Origin of the sequence: Micromonospora sp. NPDC052213, from assembly GCF_040679695.1 — a bacterium.
Taxonomy (GTDB): Bacteria; Actinomycetota; Actinomycetes; order Mycobacteriales; family Micromonosporaceae; genus Micromonospora.
Window position 1 is genome coordinate 18,747 of sequence record NZ_JBFAVI010000027.1, and the last position, 20,479, is coordinate 39,225.

The window sequence follows — 20,479 nt, forward strand, 5'->3', positions numbered from 1 at the left end:
GCAGACGCGCTGTCATCCCTCCTGTAGGCCTGGCCGCCCGTTCTCGACCACGAGGGTGGCATCGGTCCGGATGGGTGCTCCGGGACGGCTGACGTAGGGCAGCACCTTGAAGTCGGTGCGCCACAGGTCGGGAGTGACCTGGCAACGGACGTACCCACGCTGGACGTTGTAGTACTTGATGTGCGGGAGCTGACTGGCCAGGGCATCCCTGCCCGGATCGGTATCGGCGCCGTCGCCGGAGCTGCTGATGGACGTGCCCACGAGCTCGACGCCGACCGTAGCGGAGTTGGTGTCGTCGAAGTTCTTCTTGATCTCGCAGGCGTTGTTCGCATGCACGTCGCCGGTGAGTACCACCGGGTTGGCGATGTTGCGGTCGTGCATGAAGTCGACGATCCGGTTTCGTTGTGCCTCGTACCCGTCCCACGAGTCCATGACGTATCGCTCCCTGCCATCGACGGGATCGAGGTCCAGTTGGGAGAAGAAGACCTGTTGGGCGAGGACGTTCCAGGTGACGCCAGAGGCGGCGAGCCCGTCGAAGAGCCACCGTTCCTGTTGAGCGCCGATCATCTGCCGGCTTGGATCGCGGGTGAACTCGTCCGGCGGGGCGGTGCCGTCGTTGTAGAGCTGGTCGTCGCGGTACTGGCGGGTGTCGAGCACGCTGAACTCAGCCAGGTTGCCGTAGGTGAACCGGCGGTAGAGCGGCATGTCCGGCCCCGTCGGAAGCTGGCCGAGCCGCAGCGGCATGTGCTCCCAGTAGGCGCGAAAGGCGTTCGCCCGGCGGATGAGGAACTGCTCGAAGCTCTCTTGGGGATAGTAGAACGAGTACTTGGAGACCCAGTTGCTGAGCACCTCATGGTCGTCGAGGGTCACGATCCACGGGAACGCCGCATGCGCGGCCTGCAGATTCGGGTCCGTCTTGTACTGAGCGAACCGGATCCGATAGTCAGCCAGGTTCGAGAGAGTCCGGGCCGGGAAGTGCCCCCTGCCAAGGGTGCCCTGGTCGCCACCCTCGTAGATGTAGTCGCCGAGGTGGATGACGACGTCGAGATCCTCTTGCGCCATGTGCTGGTATGCCGTGTAGTAGCCGACAACCCGGTGCTGGCAGGATGCGAAGGCGAAGTTCAGGGCCGGCACGGCTGCCCCGACCGCCGGCGCGGTTTTGGTTCGTCCCACGGGGGAGACGTCCGAGCCGGCCATGAAGCGGTAGTAGTACTCGGCCGACGGCCGCAGACCGCGTACGTCGATGTGGACCGAATGTGCGAACTCGGAATCCGCGAAGGTGATTCCCTTGCGTACGACGCGGCGGAACCCCTCGTCCTCGGCCACCTCCCACCGCACCGGCACCTTGGTGCCGTACTCCATGCCACCGAACGGCTCCAGCGGTTGCGGGGCGAGCCGAGTCCAGATCACCACCCCGTCGGGCAGCGGGTCGCCGGAGGCCACCCCGAGGGTGAACGGGTAGTCGTAGGTGCGTCGGGCGGTGGCCTGCGCGGCCAGGGGGAGCCCGGCGGTCAGGGCCAGGCCCGCCGCCGCGCCCGTTACGGTCAGGAACCGCCTCCGTGCCCACCTTGCGGCCAGCAGGTTCTCCCTGGAGGGTCTTTCCGAGTTCGGGTCGTCGCCTCTCAAGCCCTATCTCCTTCCGTGCCGGCTACCAATCCCGCTCTGGCCCTTGTGGAAGGCCACCCCTCGGCGCCGGCAGGACCGCGCCAAGCATCGATTTACAACATATCGAAGATGTCTTCAGTATCCGGTGTCGCCAGGATGACAGGTGGCGGACTATCGTGTAAAGACCCAGCAACTTTGGTCGGGTGCTACAAACCCGGACGGGTCGACGAGTGTTCGCGAGGGTGCGTCTGTCGCCAACGGTGGCACTCGGCCTGCCGGTGGCGAGCTGGACGGCCGGTCCGATGCGTGGTCGGGCGCAAGCGTGCTCCGGTCGGAACCGCTCAGCGAGGGCGCGCCGCGCTGGACTCCGTCCTAGGCGGTGAGCGGGCTCCCGAATCCGCCTGGCTCGGGTGGCGGATCTGGTCAAGCTGCTGGCCGACATCGTGGGATCGCCGGTTCAACCCCGTGCCTCGAGTTCGACCTCGAACTTGCCCAGAACATCGGCGTCCCGCTCGACTTGGTGCAGCGTCTCGCGAAAGGTGGACTGCAGTTCCAGCACAGCGCCGTGCAGGCGTACCTGGGCGACCGCTCCTGTGCCACCCGCTGTGGGCCGACCGGCACACGATCCTGGATCGGGTGTGGGCCCGTCCAGCGGACCCGATCGCGAACTGCCCATGGCCATGATTTGTTTCTCGCAGCGCGAGCGGCCCGCCATCGCCCGCTACGCCGCGCCGCCAATCTCGGCCACTCCGACCCGACCCGCAGCGATCGGACGGGTCCAAGTCAGTGGTGACAACCCGCGTGCGGAAGAAGTCCAAAGGGGCCAGCTTGTCATCCCGTCGACGAATCCGTCCTAGGGTGTCTGCAGGAAGCGCGGTCGACAACAGAGCGATCTGGACCCAGCGTCAGGGCGCGCTCTTGACCGGCCGCCGTAACCTGCCCGGTAACGGATCGAGGTCCACAGTCAAAGACTGGTTGGCATGAGGCAGTAGAAGGCGTCACCAAGTGGCGCCCTTCTGTCCGTATCTGCGGACTTATCAATCAGTTCTGACAGGCCGTGACAGAATCGTTGTCAAACTGGGGGTCAAGGGGTCGTCGGTTCGAATCCGGCCGTCCCGACCGGTTGCCCTGGGGAGATGAAAGCCTTCCCAGGTAACGGCGGTAACATCCGGTAACGGATGATCTTCGTTGGCGGTAACACAGCTGCGGATGGACGCGCAATCTCCGCAGCTTGCCGCAGATTGAACATCGGGCCCGGCACTGCAAGATCGTCGTCTGACTGGTGCCGGCGAGTTGCGAACCACGGTGCGTTGAGGTCCGGGGCTGCTCCGCTCGCTGTCGGATGGCATGCTCGTGTCCCGTGATCGATGACTTCGCGAAGGGCTACCTGCATGGCCAGCTCAGGTCTGCACGTCAGGCGCTGGTCTGGAAGCTCGACGGCCTTTCCGAGTACGACGTCCGGCGTCCTCTGACAGCGACGGGGACAAACCTTCTTGGCCTGGTGAAGCACTTGGCGACCTGGGAGGCCAGGTATCTTGGCGAGATCTTCGACCGCCCGTTCCCGGAACCGCTGCCGCGGTGGCAGGACGCGGACGGCAGCGACCTGTGGGTGACCCCGGGCGAGACCCGCGAGCAGATCATCGACTTCTACCAGCGTGCCTGGGAACATGCAGACGCGACGATCAAAGAGCTTTCCATCGACGCGCCTGGCCACGTGCCGTGGTGGCCGCGCCCCAACGTCAAGCTGTTCAACATCATGGTCCACGTCCTTCAGGACACCATCCGGCATGCCGGACACGCCGACATCCTGCGTGAGCAACTCGATGGCCGGACCGGGGTGACGGCTGAGTACGAGGAGCAGATCGACACGGCGGCCCGGGAGGCGTACTGGGCGAAGATCGAGCGGGCTGCGCAGGAAGCGGCCGGCGGCTCGCATCATGCCGACCTCCGACACGCATTGCCCGGTGGGGACGCCGTGAGACATCCGGATCTCGTGGAGGTTCGCCCGTGAGGGCGGTCATCGTTGCGGCCGCGGTCGCGTTCGTCATCTCCCTGTTCGGCACGCCGGTGGCGATTCGCGTCTTCACCGCGCTCAAGGCCGGCCAGCCGATCCGGTCCATCGGGCTCGCCAGCAACCAGGGCAAGAAGGGCACGCCCACGATGGGCGGCGTCGTCTTCATCGTGGCGACTGTCTTCGCCTACGTCGCCGGGCATATCGCCCTGACCACCCTGCCCGAGCGGCAGCTCGCGCAGGAGGGGCCGACCATGACGGCCCTGGTGCTGCTCGGGCTGTTCGTCTTCTGCGGCGCGGTCGGCTTCTTCGACGACTTCCTCAAGGTGCGCCGGCGCAGCTCCGACGGACTGTCCGCCAAAGGCAAGCTGCTCGGCCAGGCGATCGTCGGCGGCGGGTTCGGCATCGCCGCGCTCTACGTGCCGAGCACCAACGGCCAGACCGTGGCCAGCGAGCACATCTCGCTCATCCGCGACATCAGCTGGCTGGACGTCGGCAAGGTCGGCGCGGTCATGGTCATCGTCTTCGTGATCATGGCGATGTCGAACGGCGTGAACCTCACCGACGGCCTCGACGGCCTGGCCACCGGCGCGTCGATCCTGGTGCTCGGCGCATACGCGCTGATCGGCTTCTGGCAGTACCGGCACTGGTGCGCCGACGACGCGTACGCCCGCGTGAACGACTACTGCTACCAGGTCCGGGATCCCCTGGAGATCGCCATCATCGCGGCGGCGGCGGCCGCTGCCTGCGTGGGCTTCCTGTGGTGGAACACGTCCCCGGCGCGGATCTTCATGGGTGACGTGGGCGCGCTCGGGCTCGGCGGCCTGATCGGCGGGCTCGCGGTGGCAACCCGCACCACGCTGCTTTCGATCATGATCGGCGGGCTCTTCGTCATCATCACGACGACCTGGGTGATTCAGATCGTCTCGTTCCGGACCACCGGTCGACGTGTCTTCCGGATGGTGCCGTTGCACCACCATTTCGAGTTGGCCGGGTGGAGCGAGGTCAATATTGTGGTCCGGTTCTGGATCGTGGCCGGTGTCTGCGTGGCGGTCGGCCTGGGCCTGTTCTACTCGGATTACTTGGCGGTCGTTGGATAAAGGCAACGCGACAAGCCTGTGTCGTGCCACCGACGGTGATCCGCCGGACAGCCGGGATCCCCACCGGGGTGCCGGCATCGCCGTCAGCCTTGGTCGGTGGGATCAGTTCGTTGCGGACGTGAGCGTCGTTGGCGTCGGCGGCGTTGCCGGCCCAGTCGCCGGCGGAGATCCGTTGCCAGCGGACGGCGGAGTTGTCGCTGATCTCGTGGCCAAGGAGCCCGGGCCGCGATGTGGACGGACAGGCCACCGGCGACGGCTTCGGCAAGGAAGACCGGCGGAAGTCATGCGGGGTATAGCGCGGCCGGCCGGCCGACGGCGTCGTGCAGACCGGTGAGCGCGGCGGTCGGTGAGCAGGGTTTGAGCGCGGCGACCGCTGATGACCTCGCGTCGATGACGTGTTGGAATAGATGAGGCAGCATCGGGCCGGTGGTGCGCTCGCGGGCGTCGTAGCGGGCGACCAGGGGGATGCGGCCGGTGTGGTCGCGGAGGCGGGCGATGATTGTGGCGAGGCCGCTGGCCAGTTCCGGTGTGACCAGCAGCAGTCGCTCACGGTCAGACTTGGAGGGAACGATCTACAACAGCGCGACGACCTCAGCGGTGTCGGGCAGCTGATAGGAGATGAGCGCCAGGTGATCGATCTCCAGTAGTTCTTCCCGCCGGACGCCAGTGTGGCGCAGCGTCTCGATGACGGCCCAGGCCCAGAACGCCGCGTCGTGCCCGCCAGCGTCCGTACTGCTCAAGGTTCGGTTGACGTGGCGGACCGGGCGGCAGCCCGCTCCCCAGGAGGGCGGGCCGACGGCAGAGAGTGAGGATGACAGCAGAAGCGGGGGGTCAGGTCACGCTGTGCGCTGACGCACTCCGCGGGCGGCTCGGACAGCGAGCCAGGTGCCGCCGGCCAAGAGACTCAGACCGAACAAGGCGATGATGATCTCATAAATCCGAGAAGAATCGCCGAGAGGCGGCCCATCCGGCGGCGAGCCATCCCAAGCGCTCCAGGCGCCGTAGACAAACAGCACACCGACAACTGCCATCGCGAGCGCCACGAGCAGAGACGCGGCCCGCCCGATCCACACCAACATCACAGCAGTATTGCAGCAAAAGCCGCCTCCGGTGGGGCCAGGCGACTCCAGAGTGGAGTTGGCGAGGGGCTCCGGTGGGTGGGTGGTTGGGGGAGCTGCCATCCCGCCAGCCACCGAGCCAGGCAAGCCGAGCAGATCAGGGCGAGGGTGACCAAGCCGTTCGTCCAGTAGGTTGCCATTCCTCGGCCTTACCCCCTCGACGTCAGATGCCCGTGCCCGTAGCGTGCCCGATACAACGGGCAGTGTCGGGCAGCGAGGGACACCCCACCCGAACTGGCCCAGGCTGGCGAGTGCGGACTGTTCGGTCATGGTTCGTACCTTCCAGTCACTCACGATCAGCGTGTCGCCGTTGATCCCTATCCCCGCGCCTGGGCCGGTCGGCGTCACCACAGCTCCAGCCCGTTCCGTCGGCGCCACCTGGCCGGGGCGCATAGAATCCCGGCCGACCAGCACGAAACAGGCTATTCCGAGCCAGCCGTACTGTCAGACTGGCGCCGTGACGAAGCAGGGACCGACGGCCGGAGGTGACAGGGGGAAGACCACAGGGCGCAAGCCCGTACGCGCACACCTGCGCGACGCCGTCGTCAGCCTGCTCGGCAAGCGGCGGGTACGCGAAGGCACCCGCACGGCCACCGAGGAGCTCTTTTTCGACCTGGTCTTCGTGTTCGCCTTCGTCCAGCTCGTCGCGCTGATCCGGAGCGACTACACCCCTCAGGGCGTGCTTCGCGGAATGCTCGTGCTGGCCCTGCTGTGGTGGTCCTGGGGCGCCTTCGCGTGGCTGACCAACAACCTGCAGGCCAGCTTCGGGGTGATGCGGTTCGGGTTGTTCGTGGTCACCGGGATCACTTTCGTGATGGCGCTGTCGACCCTCGTCGCCTTCACCGACCGGCCCGGCGGGTTGTACGGCCCGCTCGTCTTCCCCATCTGCTATTTCCTCGTGCGGTCGCTGCACCTGGCGCTGTACGCGTACGCCGTCTCGGCCCAGCACGTGGCCCGGCACATCCTGGTGCCCGCAGTGCCGATGGTCGCCAGCACCGCCCTGCTCGTCTGCGCCGCGCTCGTGCCGCACCGACTCCTCACCGACCAGCGACAGGTCGCCATCGCCGTGACCCTCCTCTGGCTACTGGCCGTGCTCGTGGACTACGTGGGTAGCTTCACGTTGCCCGTCTGGGAGATCGGCATCTTCTCCGCCCGGCACTGGTGCGAGCGGTACGGGTTGATCCTGATCGTGGCCGTGGGTGAGAACATCATCTCGATCGGAACAACCAGCTCCAACGTGTCGCTCAGTTGGCAGCTCCTGTTCGCCGTGATGCTGGCCATGACCGTCACCGGGGCGGTGCTCTGGACCTACTTCGACGTGGTGGCGCTCATCGGTGAGCAGGTCCTCGATCGGGCCGACCCGAAGACCAGATTCGCCCTCGCCCGGGACGCCTACAGCTACCTGCACCTCCCCATGGTCGCCGGCATCCTCCTGCCGGCCCTCGGGATACGCGAGCTCGTCAAGAACGTCGGCCACATCGAAGGACATCACCCCGATGAACGGCTCTCCACCATCGGTCTCTTCGGCCTCTACGGGGGGATAGCGCTCTTTCTCCTGGCCAACGTCGCCTACCAGCTGCGGATGGCCCACACGATCAGGACAATCATCTGGACCCGGGTGGCCGCCGTTCTGGCGCTGGCCGCGCTCGTCCCTGTCGCACGGCGGATATCGGCCACCGGTGCGCTGGGCCTGCTGGCCGCTGTCTCCTTCATTCTGATCGTCGTGGAGGTCATCGTGGCCGACGGACAGCGCCGTCGCCTGCGCGAGTCGGGCCTGGCCGCCCGGATGCAGGTTTGAGAATCCTGCTTCCGGCGACCGACCAGATGTTGTGACCACGAGCGTTGTCGACGGCGTGGCGGCTTGATACGAGATGACACCTGGGCCGGGTGCGGTGATGGTGCGGATCAGCGGCAGTGGCTGGTGGTGAGGACGGTGGCGGCGCCGAGGAGGGCTGCTCCGAGGCTGCCGGCGAGGCCGGCATGCCGGTCAGGTCGACGGGGGTGGTGAGGGTGGGTGCTGCGCGTACGCCCTTGCGCCGCGCGTTGTCCCGTTGCCGGATCGTCAATCGGTCCGGGTGCGGAGGCTCCGCGCCAGGGTGGGGATCATCACCGCCGCAGGGACGAGGTGTAGCCCGAGGAGTGCGGTGGTGGTGGCGGTGTCTGCCCCGGCGAGGAGGGGCGGGACCAACGAGATCGCGGTCAGCGACACCGCCGTCCACACGAATCGCTTGGCGGGGCGAGCGCTCCAACGAAGAAGAGCGACGGCAATGACGATGCCCGCGATCGAGAAGAAGCCGGTCACCACGGCGAACCCGGGCAACGGGATCGTCTCGCCACCATCGGGTACCTCGAAGTCGACGCCAACGGCCTGGGCGAGCGCAGCGGCGAGGGTGGTGGCCACCGTCGCTGCGAGCGTGGCCATGAAGCCGGTGACGGCGAGCCCGCGGAGTCGGTGGCTGGTCTGGCCCGATGCGGGGCCTGCGACGGCCCCGGTGCCATCCATGCTGTTCATGTCGTTCCTCCATCATCCGGTAACTGGCGTACAGGGTGTGTTGACTGGCATGTGACGGTCCTGGCCCTGGGCGTGACGATGCGCATCCACGCTGTGCGACGGCCGGGGGTCCGCAGGGCGCGGACGCCGGTGCCACGGAGCCAGAACCCGGCGTCGGGTCCGAGGACCGGCCCGGGCTCGCCGTCGCGCAGCTCCAGCTGCACCCGCCCGCGGATGACGACGCCGAACGCGTCGCACCACTCCGCCGCGACCACCGCGACACGCGCGCCACCGCGCAGCGCGAGCATCCGCACCGGGGGGCTACTCCGTGCCATCCGCCGGCAGGCGCTCCGGCAGCCCGAGCCGCGGGAACTGGTCGTCGTGGAAGATGATGATCTCGGTGATCGCCCCGCCGGTGACGCGCAGGACGTCGATCGTCAGCGGCAGGTACGCGCCCTCCCGCTTCCGCCAGTGGTAGAAGGCGACAGCGGGCTGCCGGTTCACGGAGGTGGGGACGGCGCGCAGACCCGTCATGCCCTCGAAGCCGTCGTCGACCCAGTTGTTCACCACCGCGTCGCGGCCGACGTACAGGCCCGGCGTGGGCGGCATCGAGCACCGGACATCGTCGCGCAGCAGCGCGGCGAGCCGGTCGATGTCCGTGGCCACGCTGGCGTCGGTGAAGCGGCGCACCAGCTCCCGCGTCCCGGCGTCCTCTTCGGCGCCGGTCCAGTCCTGCCGCTCGGCGGGCAGGTGCTCCCGCATGCCGGCGCGGGCCCGCTGCAATGCGCTGTTCACAGAGTTGACGGAGTCCCCGAGGAGCTCCGCGACGTCCTTCGCCGGCCAGCCGAGCATGTCCCGCAGGATCAGCACGGCCCGCGGGCGCGGCGCGAGGTGCTGGACCGCGACCAGGTACGCCAGCTCGATCGTCTCCCGCGCGACGGCAACGGTCTCCGGCTCGTCCGCGTCGCCCGCGGGCAGCTCGTCGAGCAGCCGGTCCGGGTAGGGCTGCAACCACAGCACCTCGCCGCCGGTCGCAGGCTCCGGGCGGCACTTGGCGAGCAGGTCCAGGCAGGCGTTGGTGGCGATCCGGTACAGCCAGGCCCGGAACGTCGACCGCCCCTCGAAGGTCTCCCGCCGCCGCCAGGCACGGAGGAACGTCTCCTGCACGGTGTCCTCGGCGTCCTCGAACGACCCGAGCATCCGGTAGCAGTGCACGTGCAGCTCCCGCCGGTGCCGCTCCGCCAGCCCCGAGAACGCCGGCTCGTCGACCTTGCCCAGCCCGCTTCCGCCCAGCTCCTCCAGCCGCGTGTCCGCACTCATCGCGTCATCCTTCCGCCTCGTCGTGTCCCGTCGTAGGTGTGACGGGTGCGGGCGCGACAACTCATCACTCGGATCGGTCGGCATGGCTGCTCCAGCGACGGATCCGGTGGCGGAGCACTTGCTGAGGACCACGATGCGGCGACCCAGTTCCGGGATGTCGGTGAACGCCTTGTAGCCCGGCGTTGTGGCCGCTGTGGTGCCACCACCGCCGGCCGTTGCGCCCAACAACGAAGACGCCGTAGCCGTAGCCGCTTTCATGCGGGCCCTTGCCGGTCCGCGCCCGTTCGGTCAACATCCCGTCCGGTGTGCGCTGGAGCCGTCACCGATCTCGAAACCAGGATCGGGGTACGCGCACCCGCCGCCGAGCGTGTGCTCCACGCCGCGTTGGGCGTCGCTGTCAGTGGCGGCAGCGGCTCCGGCGATGTGCGGACTTCAGGATGGCTCCGGCGGCCGTACGTGCGGAGCAAGTCGTTCTCCAGCAGCGAGGTTGCCACGCCAGTAGCGGTAGACCAGGCCGTGCGTCACCTCAACCGACCCTGCTGCGACGAGACAGGAAAGAAGATCGCCCCCGGCCGGTGCATCGACGTCGAAAGCAGCGACCACTGGTGGTTCCTCACCGACGTGCCGACGCACCAGTGCGCGCTCCTCGAGGGTGGGTTCTCGGAACCGAGGATCCCAGAACCGGGTCGGGCAGGCCATGTATGCGACGTCGGTGAACACCACCTCGAGACCGTGGTGGTAGGTCAGGTCGTGTCCTGCGGCCAACCGAAGCTGGGAGCCGTCGAAGTGCAGCACGTCCCAGTCCCACCAAGATCCCTCAGGCAGGTCAATCACACCGCCGATCCTCCCATTGGTGGTCAGTCAATGAACCGAGCCGGCATCCGGATTTGCCGCCGATCGTGCGCAAAGGGCCGTCGGTGAGTCGTCGGCTCGGTGACAGCCCGCCTGACCCGCCGGCATGCTGAACTGCCGATGTGCGGGTGGCAGGTGGCGGTCGCGGGCGTTGACGATTTCACCGTGTGTTATGGATTGCGCGGGCTATCTCCTGCCGCAACAGCGCCGCCTCCTCGTCGCGGTCGCACAGCAGCAGTACCTTGAACGGGACGCCCTTGCCGTCCGGCCTGCCGAGCGGGTTAGCCCAGTGATGAACGGCCCGGGACAGGATCCGGAACATCGTGCGCTGGTCCTCTGCACTGCTCGACAGCAACCAGGGCGCGTTTTCGACAACGATTAGATACCCGTCCGCGGGCAACCAGTTCAGATCCCGAAGACAGTCGGACAACGCGTCCCAGTTCCAGCCGAAGTAGCCAGGAAAGAGCAGCGCGTCGGAGAACTCGTAGAAGGCGTGGTCGGCATCCGTCATCCTCGTTCCGTCAAGCCGGGCAACGACGAACCTGCCCGTTGCCGGTAGCACCGCTGCCAACTCCACCAGGGTGCTGCGCGAGCAGACCGCCAGCTGATCAGTGGAGTTGTTACACCAGTCGTTCATCATTCAGCCCCACCGGGGCTGACGTAGCTCCACATCCTCAGCGGCCTCGCGCATGCCCCGTGTCTCCCATGGTCTTCAGTGTGGCCGGAATGCAGCACAGTACAACGGCAGGCCTCGACCGAATGACCGGATCTGCCGCTGATCGGGCGTTGGCAACCCAGCGACTGGGGCACATTCGGAACTGCCGGTGAGCGGATCTTGGCTGGTTCCGATGTCGTTCCGCCGGCACGTCATGTCGCCGCCGGCTGCTGGGACGCGTCAACGGCACCCTGGGCGTGATTTTCAGCGGCGCTTACCCTCGGCGCCGCGGCGGCATGTGTCGGCGATCTCTGCGGTTCACACACCGCCACCAGAGTCGCCGTGCTCGCGGTCGCGCTGGTGTACGTGCCGATCCTGTTGCCCGGTGAGCCGGGAGGCTCTCGACGGATCATGAACCTCTCCCGATGACCCACGCGTCAACGGGCCGGCAGCGTCGGTCGGATGAGGGCGAAGGCGCGGTCCAGCAACGCTGCTCGGTCGGCGGTGCCGCCGGAGCGCAGCCATTCCTGCGAGACGGTGTCCAGGGCGGCGGTGGCGGCGTTGGTCAGCAGGTCCGTGGTGAACGCGTCGAGTCCCGCGTCGGGCCGGTCGCGCAGCGCGTCGCTGACCTGCTGCCGCCAGTGCGCGCGTTTCTCGTGCAGGCGTGCGCGCAGTGACGGTGTCGACTCGATCAGGCGGAGGCTCGCCAGCGCCTGCTCGGACGCGTGGATCTGCTGCTGCCACCGGCGCAACACCTGGTGCAGCGAGTGCCACGGGTCCTCGTCGCCCGGACGGGCGCGGATGTCGTCGACGACCTGCTCGCCGGTGACGTCGACACCGCCGAAGACCGCGTCCTCCTTGGCGGGGAAGTAGCGGAAGAAGCTCCGCTTGGTCAGCCCAGCGGCTTGGGCGATCTCGTCGACGGTGGTCTGGTCGAAGCCCCGCTCGGCGAACAGCCGCAGCGCTACGTCGGCGAGCTCGGCCCGCACCGCCCGCCGCGTACGCTCCCGCAACCCAGTCACGCACCGAAGTCTACTTCACATCATCAAATGACGAACATGTCACCTGGTGTCGTATAGTGGCTGCCATGACGGAACCATTGCGTGGCAAGACGGTCCTGGTGACCGGCAGCACCGGCGGAATCGGCAAGCAGACCGCCCGAGGGCTGGCCCGCCTCGGCGCCCGAGTCCTGGTGGTCGGACGCGACCCCGATCGGGCGCGCGGCGCCGTCGAGGAACTGCGCCGCGACACCGGCAACGACCAGGTGGACTCGCTGATGGCGGACGTGACGCGCCAACGGGACCTGCGCCACTTGGCCGACCAGGTGGAAGACCGCCACGGGACCCTGGACGTACTGATCAACAACGCGGGCGTGACCATGGCGCGGCGGGAACTGACCGAGGACGGCGTCGAGACCGCCTTCGCCGCGAACGTGCTCGCGCCGTACATCTTGATCCACCGGTTGCTGCCGGCATTGTCCCGCGGGACGCCGGCCCGGGTTATCAACATCACCGGCGGCGTCCCCCGCGGCCGGATCGACCTGGACAACCTGCAAGGCGAGCGATCGTACGTCGGGCTGTCGTTCTACAACCAGACGAAGCTGGCGCTGATGGCGATGAGCTACACGTTCGCCGAGCGCCTGCGCGGCAGCGGAGTAAACCTCAACGTGGCGTATCCCGGACACGCGTACACGTCGATGAACCAGGGCCTCACGATCGACACGTACCCACCCGCGGCACGCCCGATCGTGCCGCTGCTACGGCTGCTGATGCCGGTCCTCTACGGACAACGCGCCCTGGTCAGGGCATCCCGGTCCAGCATCTACCTGGCATCGAGCCCGCACGCCGCCGACCTCCACAGCACCTACGTCAACAGCAGATGCCAGCGCACCCCGTGGCCCACCGCGGTCCTCGACCAACGCAACCGCGACGCCATCTGGACACTCTGCGAAAAGCTAGCCAGCTAACACGTGCGACGGCGTCGCGGACCCCGCCGGCTCTGGGCGAGGTATTGGCGACCGAGGGTCAGGTCCATACACTCACCGCGTGATCCCGCCCGGATACCCCGCCCAGGCTCGACCCTCGACGGTTCGCCCGCTCTGGGCGCTTGCCGGCCCCGCGCTCGGTGCGTTCCTCGCCGCCGGACTCCTCACCGCGCCTGTCGGACCGCTGGTCAGCGCGATCACGCGCGACCTCGGACTGTCCACCTCGGGCATGACAGCGATCGTGGTCGCACAGTACGTGGTGGCAACGGTGGCCCTGGTCGCGCCCGGCTACCTGCTCGGCCGGCGGTGGCCCACCGCAATCGCGTTGCCTGCGCTGGCACTCCTGGTCATCGGCAGCGTCGTGAGCGCGTTCGCGCCGGGGACGGCACTGTTCGCGGTCGGGCGGGTGATCGTCGGGCTGGGCGTCGGAACCGCGGCCGGCGCCGCCCTCGCCCTGGCCAGTCAACTGGGCCGCTGGCGCTCCCGGGCCCGGCTGGTGCTCGGCCTCGCGCTCGGCGCCGCTCTCCTGCTCGGACCCGTCGCTGGTGGCATGCTGGCGCAGGCGCTGAGTTGGCGGACGGTGCTCCTGGCCGACGTGCTGGTGGCCACGGTCGCGCTGATCAGCACCACGGTAAGCGGTATCGCCATGTGGGTCCTGCGTCCGTCCCAGCACAGTCCGCCGGCCACCCCTGCTGCCGCAACGCCGCGTCCCGGCGCAACCCGGATCGGTGGCCCAGGGCACTGACAATCTGCCAGTTCGGGCTCGACAGGCGTGGCTTCGGCGCCCGTCCGGACACCGAGCAAAGCGACTACGACCGGACGCCGACGACATCCACGGGCTGATGGGATCCGCCCAGTCGTGGCCGCAGCGCTGGAGAACAACCAGCGGTACGTGGCGGCCCGCGATCGATGCCGGCGAAGGGAATACCTCTTCGCGGCGTACGCCCCGAGAGTTCTCGGTACGGGCCCGGTGGCACCAGGCCAACGGCAGCGACCGGTCAGATTCGTCTCGGTCGGATGCGATGCCCAGCCCGATGCTGTCCCTCGGCCAACAGGAGGTCCACGGCAGCGAGGACTGCTTGCCAGGCCCGGGTGGCCTCCGGGTCGTGGCGCTTGGCGAGTCGCTCGAAGGCGGCGAGGCTACGCTGCACGGACTCCAAGTGCGGATCAAAGACAGAGGGCCGGTTCCAGCGGAGATAACCCGGTGTCACGTGGAGCCGGACGTGGTTGGCGTTTCGGTAGCGCGGGTTGCTCAGTGAGCGCTGGCGGAGGTAGGCCAACTTCCCGAGCGCCAGCGTGTCGGCGAGAGGCAGCGTCGTGTCATTGGCCACGTAGGGCATTTTGCTGAGGTCTTCGCCCCCGGGCCAACGGTTTGCGGCCGGTGACGATCGTGAGGGCCAGGGCCGCCGTCGGGGTTGGGACGATCGGATGTCGTGCCGCAGTGGCAATGGACGCTTACCCGACAGATCGTGGCGATTGTCGTTGGCGGCGACGAAGGTTGTGGTCGCGGTCTGAGCACGGGGGAGGCGCTACACGATGGACGCGTTGTCGGAACCTCAGTCGGTGGCAGGGCCTCGCCGGCCTGCCACCGGGCCGGTGGACGGGCGGGGCGAAACTCCGTGGCGGGGTCTCGTCCGACTGGCCCGGCTCCGCTTCCTGCTGTACAACCTCCTGCCGGTGGGTCTCGCCGTGGCGGTGTCGGTACACCAGGGCTATCCGCTTGATCTCACGTGGTACGCCGTCGCGCAACTGTTCGCGTGGACGGTCCACGTCATGACGCACTACTGCAACGAGTATTTCGACCTGGCGGCCGATCGGGCGAACGTCTACTTCACGCCGTGGACGGGCGGCAGCCGGGCCCTCGTCGACGGGGTGGTCGCACCCGTGGTGTCGCTCCGCGCCGGAGTCGTCCTGTTCGGCGTGTCGGCGTTGATGGTGGCTGTCATGCCGTCCTGGCAGGCACGCACGCTCGCCGCCGCGGCCGTGATGCTGGCCTGGTTCTACACGGCGCCACCGATTCGGCTGAACTACCGGGGCGCGGGGGAACTGACCGTCGCCGCGATACTCAACGGCCTGTGGCCGGCCGTCGCGGTGGTGCTCCAGACCGGCACCGTACCGATGCTGCTGTTGGCCGTGCTGGCGCCCACCGCGGTGCTGCAGGTCGCGCGGATGATGGTGATGAACCTGGGCGACCGCCGATCGGACGCGATGGTCGGCAAGCGCACGCTGCCCGTCATCATCGGTTACCGGCCGGCGGTGCGGGTGATCGTCGGGGCGCAGCTGGTCGGGTACGCGACGCTCACCGTCTTCGCGTTGCTCGGCTGGGTGCCGTGGCTGGTCTGGGCGGCGATGGCCGCCACCGCGCCGCTGTCGGCCTGGCTCGTCCGGCAGCTCCGGGACGGCGCGATGCGTGACCTCGACCCCCGGCGCATGACACCCGTGGTGTTCTGGGCCTCGAACCACGTGTCCCTGATCGTCGCGGCGGCGATGCTGGGCGTGATCCTGGACGCGGTGCGCCGCTCCGCGGACGGTGGTGCGCTGGCCGTGCTGGGCGCCGTTCTCGCCGGCTACGGGATGCTGTTCGCCCACCGTCTGTGGTTGGCGCGCCGACACTCCGAGCGCGGGCAGGATCTCGCCCAGCGTGCGCGTCCCGAGCCGGCTCAACGCGGTTGAGCGGACGGCTCCCGCGGCGCCCCGGTCGCCTGACCGGCTTCCGTCTCCGCCACGACGTCGCCGTCGGAGACCGTCGGTGATCCCGACCGACGTTGGATGAAGTAGTACAGCGGTGTGGCCGCCAGCGTGGTGATGACGGTCATCAGGGCCAGGACGGTGTACAGCGCCGGCGTCACCAGTCCCTTCTCCAGGCCGATGTTCAGCAGGACGAGTTCCATCAGTCCGCGCGCGTTCATCAGGGCGCCGACCGAGGCCGCGGAGCCCCACGGCAGGCCGGCCGTGCGGGCACCGATGGTGCACGCCACGCCCTTGCTCAGGAATGCCACCAGGACCACGACCACCAGGACCAGCAGCACACCGGGTTCCGTCAACACGCTGAACTGCGTGGCCAGTCCGGAGTAGACGAAGAACGTCGGTAGCAGCAGCCGGACCGTGACCGGCTCGATGCACGTCCGCAGGGCCTCGGTGAAACGGCCACGGGGTATGGCGACGCCGAACAGGAAGGCCCCCACCACCGCGTAGATCCCGACCGCCTCGGTGTACGCGGCACAGAGCAGCAGAATGATCATCGTGGTGACGAGCCCGGCGGGACGCAGCCCGTCGTCGTCCATGGCCCAGCGGGCGAGCCTGGCGGACAGGGTGCGACCCACGGTCAGGACCACGAGGACGTAGACCAGGCCACCGCCGAGGGCGAGCAGCGCGACCGACGCGTCGCCCTGGGCCGAGGAGACCACCACGGCCAGCAGGACCCAGGCGACGGTGTCGTCGACGGCGGCGCACGCCAGGGCCACCGTCCCGGTGGGGCTGCCGCCGAGATTGTTCTCGTGGATGATGCGCGCCAGCATCGGAAAGGCGGTGATCGCCATCGCCGTGCCGACGAAGAGGGCCGCCTGCCATGCGGCCACCTTCTCGTCGAAGAACGTCCGGTTGCCGGCCAGCACCCAGCCCAGCACCGCGCCGGTGGCGATCGGTGCGATGACGCCGGCGACGGACGACCCGAGCGCCGAACGGAGGTGCCCCGTGAGGACGTCGGTGCGGAACGACATCCCGACGACGAACATGTACAGGACCAGGCCGAGCTGGCCGGCCACGTAGAGCACGATCAGCGAAGGGTGGGCGATGCGGCTACCGGCGTCGCCGGCGTCCAGATGCAGCGTGGTCGGGAACAGCCAGCCCTGCAGGGCGGGCAGCAGGAGACCGAGCAGCGTCGGCCCCAGCAGGAAACCCGCGACCATGTCGGCGACGACCTGGGGCTGACCCAGTCGGCGGAGGAGGAGTCCGACCGACCAGCAGGTGAACAGCACCACCGCGAGTTGGAGGAAGAAGTGCAGGGACAGGGCGAGATTCGACGGCATCATCACCTCGGCGGTCGCAGGCATTCTGGTGCGGGCAGGAAGAACTGACGCATGCCGTACCGCGGTGGCCGACGCCGGCACCGGCGGGGAGCCGCGCAGTTCGCCGATGACCACGAGGTGATCGCCGGCCGGGAGGGTGGGCACCACATCGAGGTCCGCGGTGGCGCGCGCGCCGTCGGTCGGCCAGGACAGCCGCCGGACGGCGAGGTTCGCGACCGTACGCGCGAGAACTGGTGCTGCCAGAATGTGGGCGCGCCGTCGCGCGGCAGGTCGGGCGAGGAATTCGCGTAACCGGGCGCGGCTCCGGACGTCGTGTCGGCCGTTCGCCCGCCGCCGAGAAGTGGCGGCGGAAGACCCGCATTTCCACTGGCGAGCAGGTCGTTGTCCGTGGCCGACCAGCGCGATCCGCCGGGGCGAGAATGGCAACCCCGGGAGAGTTTACGCATCAGGTCGCGGAAGTCCTCTGGCTTCATCTGTCGTCCTTTCGGGGCGACGGTTCGCCGACGACGCGACTGCGTCAGATAATCGTGTTGCGCAAGCGGATACGTCAATGATTTGTCGCCTGGTTCAGCAATCGTGGAGAGTTTCTGGCCGCTGGCGACGTGGACCGTGGCCGGAGGCGGGCGAGGCGCGGCGGGGCTGGCCGGTGTGCCGAGAGCCGTGTATTTCCTGGTAGCTGCCACTGGTCGGGTGGCTGCGGGATCGGCCTCGACGTGCTGGGGGTTCCTCGCTCGGCCGGCCGGGCCGACGGCGAACTCGGCCGGTGCGGCGCCGGCTCGCGTTGGTGCGTGCTGCCGGACGAGTTTCCCGTGGGCGTTCGGCGGGGCGTGTGACGAAGATGCGGTAATGAGATTTGGGCCCGGAGGAAATCCCACGCCTCGGGTGGCCCGCCGGGGGAATCGGCTTCGCAGGAATTGATCACCGCTGGGTCGGAGCCGAGATCACGGATGTGCCTGTGTGGTTGGCGTGTGCGGCGTGGCGACCCTTGACCCGATTGTCTTTCCTGTGCCATTCTCGGTCGTCGGGATTCTTCCCCGCATCTGACTCTGTCCTCCGATTGTCGTGCGGCCAAATTTTCCCGACCCGTCTATTGCTGCTGACGTCGGTTCAGCGCCAGGAGCGGCATCATGCCGCATATCCCTCGGCCCGCCCACCCTCGGCGAATGGTCGGCGGCACCGACGATCCTCCTGCCCTGTCGGACACGGCCGGAGAGCATCAGCACCGCCGCCGGCGCGGCGGGCAGGGCCACTGCCCCGACTTCCGTGATCCAGACTCCTGGACGGTGACCCGTCGCTGCCCCGCGACGCTTCGCCGGTCGTGAGCGAGCGGCGATTCGCCGAGCGAAGGTGTCACCGGGGCGGCTGCTGGTTGGTCTCAAGATGCAGAGGCTGAGCAGGAGGAGACGATGTGTCGGACATCCAGGAGCAGATCCGGGAGTTGTACGCCGCCGCGGCGTCGCGTCTGGTGTCGCAGTTGTTCGCGATCACCGGCGACTACGCGGAGGCTCAGGACGTAGTGCAGGACGCCTTCGTGCGGGCGCTGGCCCGGCCAGGTCGGTTCGGCCAGGTGGAGCATCCGGAGGCATGGCTGCGTACGGTGGCCCTCAACATCGCCCGGAGCCGGCACCGGCGCCGGATGGTCTTCGCCCGGCTGGCGCTCTCCGGCCAACTCGACGGTGGGCAGCGGGGGGCCCCGGGCATGTCGCCCGACCATGTCGCCCTCGTCAGCGCACTCCAGCGGCTGCCGCGCCCGGCCCGTGAGGCCGTCGTGCTGTACCACATCGCGGACATGACGGTGGCCGACGTGGCGGAGACCTTGGGCTGCTCGGTGGAGGCGGTCAAGACCCGCCTCGTCCGGGCCCGTCGTGCCCTCGCCGTCGGCCTCGACGACACCGCTGACATCACCACCGTTCGACCAGGGATCGTGAACAAGAGAGGTTCTCTCCATGCCTGACCTGGACTTTGCCGGGCTCGACCGGGCCGCCCAGGCGGCCTTCAGACCGGACTTCACCGAGGTGCGGCGCCGGGCGGCACGCCGTCGACGGCACACCCGCGTGGCCGCGGCCTCGCTGACCACGCTCGCGCTGGTCGCTGTCGCCGGGGTCGCCTCCGCCAGTCTGCACCGCGCGGACCCCCAGGTGTCCGTTCCCGGCCTCGGCGGGACCACGACGCCCGGCTTCATCCCGACGCCGGCGCCTTCCACCAGCCCTGTCCCGGGTGAGGCCCGGACCCCTCGTCCGGGCCCGGTGGTCGCGGGAGACCTCGACCATTTCTACTTCCGGTGGAAGAACTGCCGGGAGGACGACTGCGTGCTGATGGTGTCGGGCACCGCCGACCGTGGGGCGACCTGGCGCAGCCGCGAGCTTCCACTGTCCGGCAACGCGCTGGTCGCCCTCGCCGCGGCCGGGCAGCGCACGCTGATCGCGTCGTACCAGGTCGCCGTCGGGGCCGGAGACCGGCAGGGCTGGCTCGCGAGCGTCGACGGCGGGGAACGGTGGCGGGAGGTGACGGCGGACACGGCCGTCCAGGTGCCCGACGGATGGCGCGTGCTCAACCACATGCTCGGCCCGCGCGCCGACCGGATCGTGGCGGCGGACCCGGCCACGGGTGACGTCGTGCAGGTGGCGCAGACCACGGGGCTGGAGTTGCCCGCGCTCGCGGAAGACGTGCCGCCCGAGGCGGGCATCTGGGGCAGCGGCTACACGGCCGTGGACACGATCGACGGCCGGCTCGTCGGCCGGGGCAGCGCGATCACGGTGAGCCGCGACGGAGGCCGTACCTGGCAGCGACACGTCTTCGCCGGGCCGCTCACCGCCGGCCACGACGTCGCGCTCGACGTGGCCACGTGGGACGGTCGCACCGTCTACGCCGTCGGCAGCATCGACGGCACACTGGTCGTGCATCGTAGTGGTGACGGCGGCCGGACCTGGCGACGCACCGCCGGCAGCGCGGCCGTCGGTGACCGGCAGCTTCGCGCCTCCGTCCGGTCCGACGGAACGCTGGTCATCCAGGCCGGTCTCGTCGCCGACGACAGGCCGCTGATGTTCAGCAGCGGCGACGGGGGGCAGCGCCTGTCCCCGATGGAGCCCGCGCCCGGCGCGGCGGCCGTACCGGTACCCGGCGGATACGCGCAGCGCGGTTGGCCGCACACCCCGGGCACGTGGTGGTCCGCCGACGGGAACACCTGGTCCTTCCTGGGCGCGCCCGACCTGCCCTGACGCGGGGCTCCCGCCGGGCCGGCACCGCCCGGCGGGAGCGAGGCGGGACCGGGGGCAGCGGTGGTGCGGCGAGATCCACGGATGCGCGCGCGCCGGC

The 20,479-nt window shown here is 68.8% G+C and carries 18 protein-coding genes and 1 pseudogene; 8 read left to right on the top strand and 11 right to left on the bottom strand.

The features are described from left to right. Positions 1 to 12: 12 nt before the first annotated feature. Positions 13 to 1,626, bottom strand: a complete 1,614-nt coding sequence (locus AB0L34_RS09900) for an alkaline phosphatase D family protein (RefSeq protein ID WP_363703517.1) — start codon at positions 1,624 to 1,626, stop codon at positions 13 to 15. Positions 1,627 to 2,965: 1,339 nt separating this feature from the next. Between AB0L34_RS09900 and AB0L34_RS09905 the strand changes: the two genes are divergently transcribed. Continuing rightward, positions 2,966 to 3,616 carry a DinB family protein gene (locus tag AB0L34_RS09905; RefSeq protein WP_363703519.1) on the top strand — a complete coding sequence of 217 codons (651 nt, stop codon included), beginning with the start codon at positions 2,966 to 2,968 and terminating at the stop codon, positions 3,614 to 3,616. After that, positions 3,613 to 4,716 carry a phospho-N-acetylmuramoyl-pentapeptide-transferase gene (mraY, locus tag AB0L34_RS09910; protein ID WP_363703521.1) on the top strand — a complete coding sequence of 368 codons (1,104 nt, stop codon included), beginning with the start codon at positions 3,613 to 3,615 and terminating at the stop codon, positions 4,714 to 4,716. The genes AB0L34_RS09905 and mraY overlap by 4 nt, the downstream gene beginning before the upstream one ends. A 572-nt stretch (positions 4,717 to 5,288) precedes the next feature. Here mraY and AB0L34_RS09915 read toward each other — a convergent pair. Both AB0L34_RS09915 and AB0L34_RS09920 read right to left on the bottom strand, forming a co-directional pair. After that, positions 5,289 to 5,456 carry a hypothetical protein gene (locus AB0L34_RS09915; protein WP_363703523.1) on the bottom strand — a complete coding sequence of 56 codons (168 nt, stop codon included), beginning with the start codon at positions 5,454 to 5,456 and terminating at the stop codon, positions 5,289 to 5,291. Positions 5,457 to 5,552: 96 nt separating this feature from the next. Then, positions 5,553 to 5,795, bottom strand: a complete 243-nt coding sequence (locus tag AB0L34_RS09920) for a hypothetical protein (protein ID WP_363703525.1) — start codon at positions 5,793 to 5,795, stop codon at positions 5,553 to 5,555. A 496-nt stretch (positions 5,796 to 6,291) separates the two neighbouring features. On the opposite strand from AB0L34_RS09920, the gene AB0L34_RS09925 reads away from it, so the two are divergent. Continuing rightward, positions 6,292 to 7,632: a low temperature requirement protein A gene (locus tag AB0L34_RS09925; protein ID WP_363703527.1), complete on the top strand. Its 1,341-nt coding sequence runs from the start codon at positions 6,292 to 6,294 to the stop codon at positions 7,630 to 7,632. A 264-nt stretch (positions 7,633 to 7,896) separates the two neighbouring features. Here AB0L34_RS09925 and AB0L34_RS09930 read toward each other — a convergent pair whose 3' ends face one another. From AB0L34_RS09930 to AB0L34_RS09955, 6 genes and pseudogenes are all read right to left on the bottom strand, one after another. Beyond that, positions 7,897 to 8,337, bottom strand: a complete 441-nt coding sequence (locus AB0L34_RS09930; RefSeq protein WP_363703529.1) for a DUF6069 family protein — start codon at positions 8,335 to 8,337, stop codon at positions 7,897 to 7,899. A 309-nt stretch (positions 8,338 to 8,646) separates the two neighbouring features. Next, positions 8,647 to 9,645, bottom strand: coding sequence for an RNA polymerase subunit sigma-70 (locus tag AB0L34_RS09935; RefSeq protein ID WP_363703575.1), 999 nt, complete (start codon positions 9,643 to 9,645; stop codon positions 8,647 to 8,649). Positions 9,646 to 9,765: 120 nt separating this feature from the next. After that, positions 9,766 to 9,940 (bottom strand): annotated as a pseudogene (locus AB0L34_RS09940) (serine hydrolase); the annotation flags it as partial. A gap of 137 nt (positions 9,941 to 10,077) precedes the next feature. Beyond that, positions 10,078 to 10,479, bottom strand: coding sequence for a hypothetical protein (locus AB0L34_RS09945; RefSeq protein ID WP_363703531.1), 402 nt, complete (start codon positions 10,477 to 10,479; stop codon positions 10,078 to 10,080). A gap of 178 nt (positions 10,480 to 10,657) precedes the next feature. Further along, on the bottom strand, positions 10,658 to 11,137 hold the full coding sequence (locus AB0L34_RS09950; RefSeq protein WP_363703533.1) for a barstar family protein: 480 nt from the start codon (positions 11,135 to 11,137) through the stop codon (positions 10,658 to 10,660). Positions 11,138 to 11,589: 452 nt separating this feature from the next. After that, the gene (locus AB0L34_RS09955) at positions 11,590 to 12,174 is read right to left on the bottom strand and encodes a TetR family transcriptional regulator (RefSeq protein WP_363703535.1); all 585 of its coding nucleotides are present in this window, start codon (positions 12,172 to 12,174) and stop codon (positions 11,590 to 11,592) included. A 65-nt stretch (positions 12,175 to 12,239) separates the two neighbouring features. On the opposite strand from AB0L34_RS09955, the gene AB0L34_RS09960 reads away from it, so the two are divergent. Continuing rightward, on the top strand, positions 12,240 to 13,118 hold the full coding sequence (locus AB0L34_RS09960) for an SDR family NAD(P)-dependent oxidoreductase (RefSeq protein WP_363703577.1): 879 nt from the start codon (positions 12,240 to 12,242) through the stop codon (positions 13,116 to 13,118). 79 nt (positions 13,119 to 13,197) lie between these two features. Beyond that, positions 13,198 to 13,881: an MFS transporter gene (locus AB0L34_RS09965; protein WP_363703537.1), complete on the top strand. Its 684-nt coding sequence runs from the start codon at positions 13,198 to 13,200 to the stop codon at positions 13,879 to 13,881. A 253-nt stretch (positions 13,882 to 14,134) separates the two neighbouring features. Here the strand turns inward: AB0L34_RS09965 and AB0L34_RS09970 are convergent, their stop codons facing one another. Continuing rightward, positions 14,135 to 14,467 carry a hypothetical protein gene (locus tag AB0L34_RS09970; protein WP_363703539.1) on the bottom strand — a complete coding sequence of 111 codons (333 nt, stop codon included), beginning with the start codon at positions 14,465 to 14,467 and terminating at the stop codon, positions 14,135 to 14,137. A 232-nt stretch (positions 14,468 to 14,699) separates the two neighbouring features. Here AB0L34_RS09970 and AB0L34_RS09975 point away from each other — a divergent pair, with 232 nt between their 5' ends. Then, complete coding sequence (locus AB0L34_RS09975; protein WP_363703541.1) at positions 14,700 to 15,809, top strand: prenyltransferase; 1,110 nt, start codon at positions 14,700 to 14,702, stop codon at positions 15,807 to 15,809. Here the strand turns inward: AB0L34_RS09975 and AB0L34_RS09980 are convergent. Then, on the bottom strand, positions 15,797 to 17,188 hold the full coding sequence (locus AB0L34_RS09980; RefSeq protein ID WP_363703543.1) for a cation:proton antiporter: 1,392 nt from the start codon (positions 17,186 to 17,188) through the stop codon (positions 15,797 to 15,799). The genes AB0L34_RS09975 and AB0L34_RS09980 overlap by 13 nt on opposite strands. Positions 17,189 to 18,572: 1,384 nt before the next feature. Here AB0L34_RS09980 and AB0L34_RS09985 point away from each other — a divergent pair. Together AB0L34_RS09985 and AB0L34_RS09990 are read left to right on the top strand one after the other, a co-directional pair. Then, on the top strand, positions 18,573 to 19,118 hold the full coding sequence (locus AB0L34_RS09985) for a sigma-70 family RNA polymerase sigma factor (RefSeq protein ID WP_363703545.1): 546 nt from the start codon (positions 18,573 to 18,575) through the stop codon (positions 19,116 to 19,118). Beyond that, positions 19,111 to 20,382 (top strand): hypothetical protein, encoded by a 1,272-nt coding sequence (locus tag AB0L34_RS09990; RefSeq protein ID WP_363703547.1) that lies wholly within the window; start codon positions 19,111 to 19,113, stop codon positions 20,380 to 20,382. Before AB0L34_RS09985 ends, AB0L34_RS09990 begins: the two co-directional genes overlap by 8 nt. Positions 20,383 to 20,479 lie beyond the last annotated feature (97 nt).

Coding starts and splice junctions, on each gene's coding strand:
- AB0L34_RS09920 (WP_363703525.1), bottom strand. CDS start 5,795: ATGTTGGTGTGGATCGGGCGGGCCGCGTCTCTGCTCGTGGCGCTCGCG.
- AB0L34_RS09930 (WP_363703529.1), bottom strand. CDS start 8,337: ATGGATGGCACCGGGGCCGTCGCAGGCCCCGCATCGGGCCAGACCAGC.
- AB0L34_RS09935 (WP_363703575.1), bottom strand. CDS start 9,645: ATGAGTGCGGACACGCGGCTGGAGGAGCTGGGCGGAAGCGGGCTGGGC.
- AB0L34_RS09950 (WP_363703533.1), bottom strand. CDS start 11,137: ATGATGAACGACTGGTGTAACAACTCCACTGATCAGCTGGCGGTCTGC.
- AB0L34_RS09960 (WP_363703577.1), top strand. CDS start 12,240: ATGACGGAACCATTGCGTGGCAAGACGGTCCTGGTGACCGGCAGCACC.
- AB0L34_RS09980 (WP_363703543.1), bottom strand. CDS start 17,188: ATGCCTGCGACCGCCGAGGTGATGATGCCGTCGAATCTCGCCCTGTCC.
- AB0L34_RS09990 (WP_363703547.1), top strand. CDS start 19,111: ATGCCTGACCTGGACTTTGCCGGGCTCGACCGGGCCGCCCAGGCGGCC.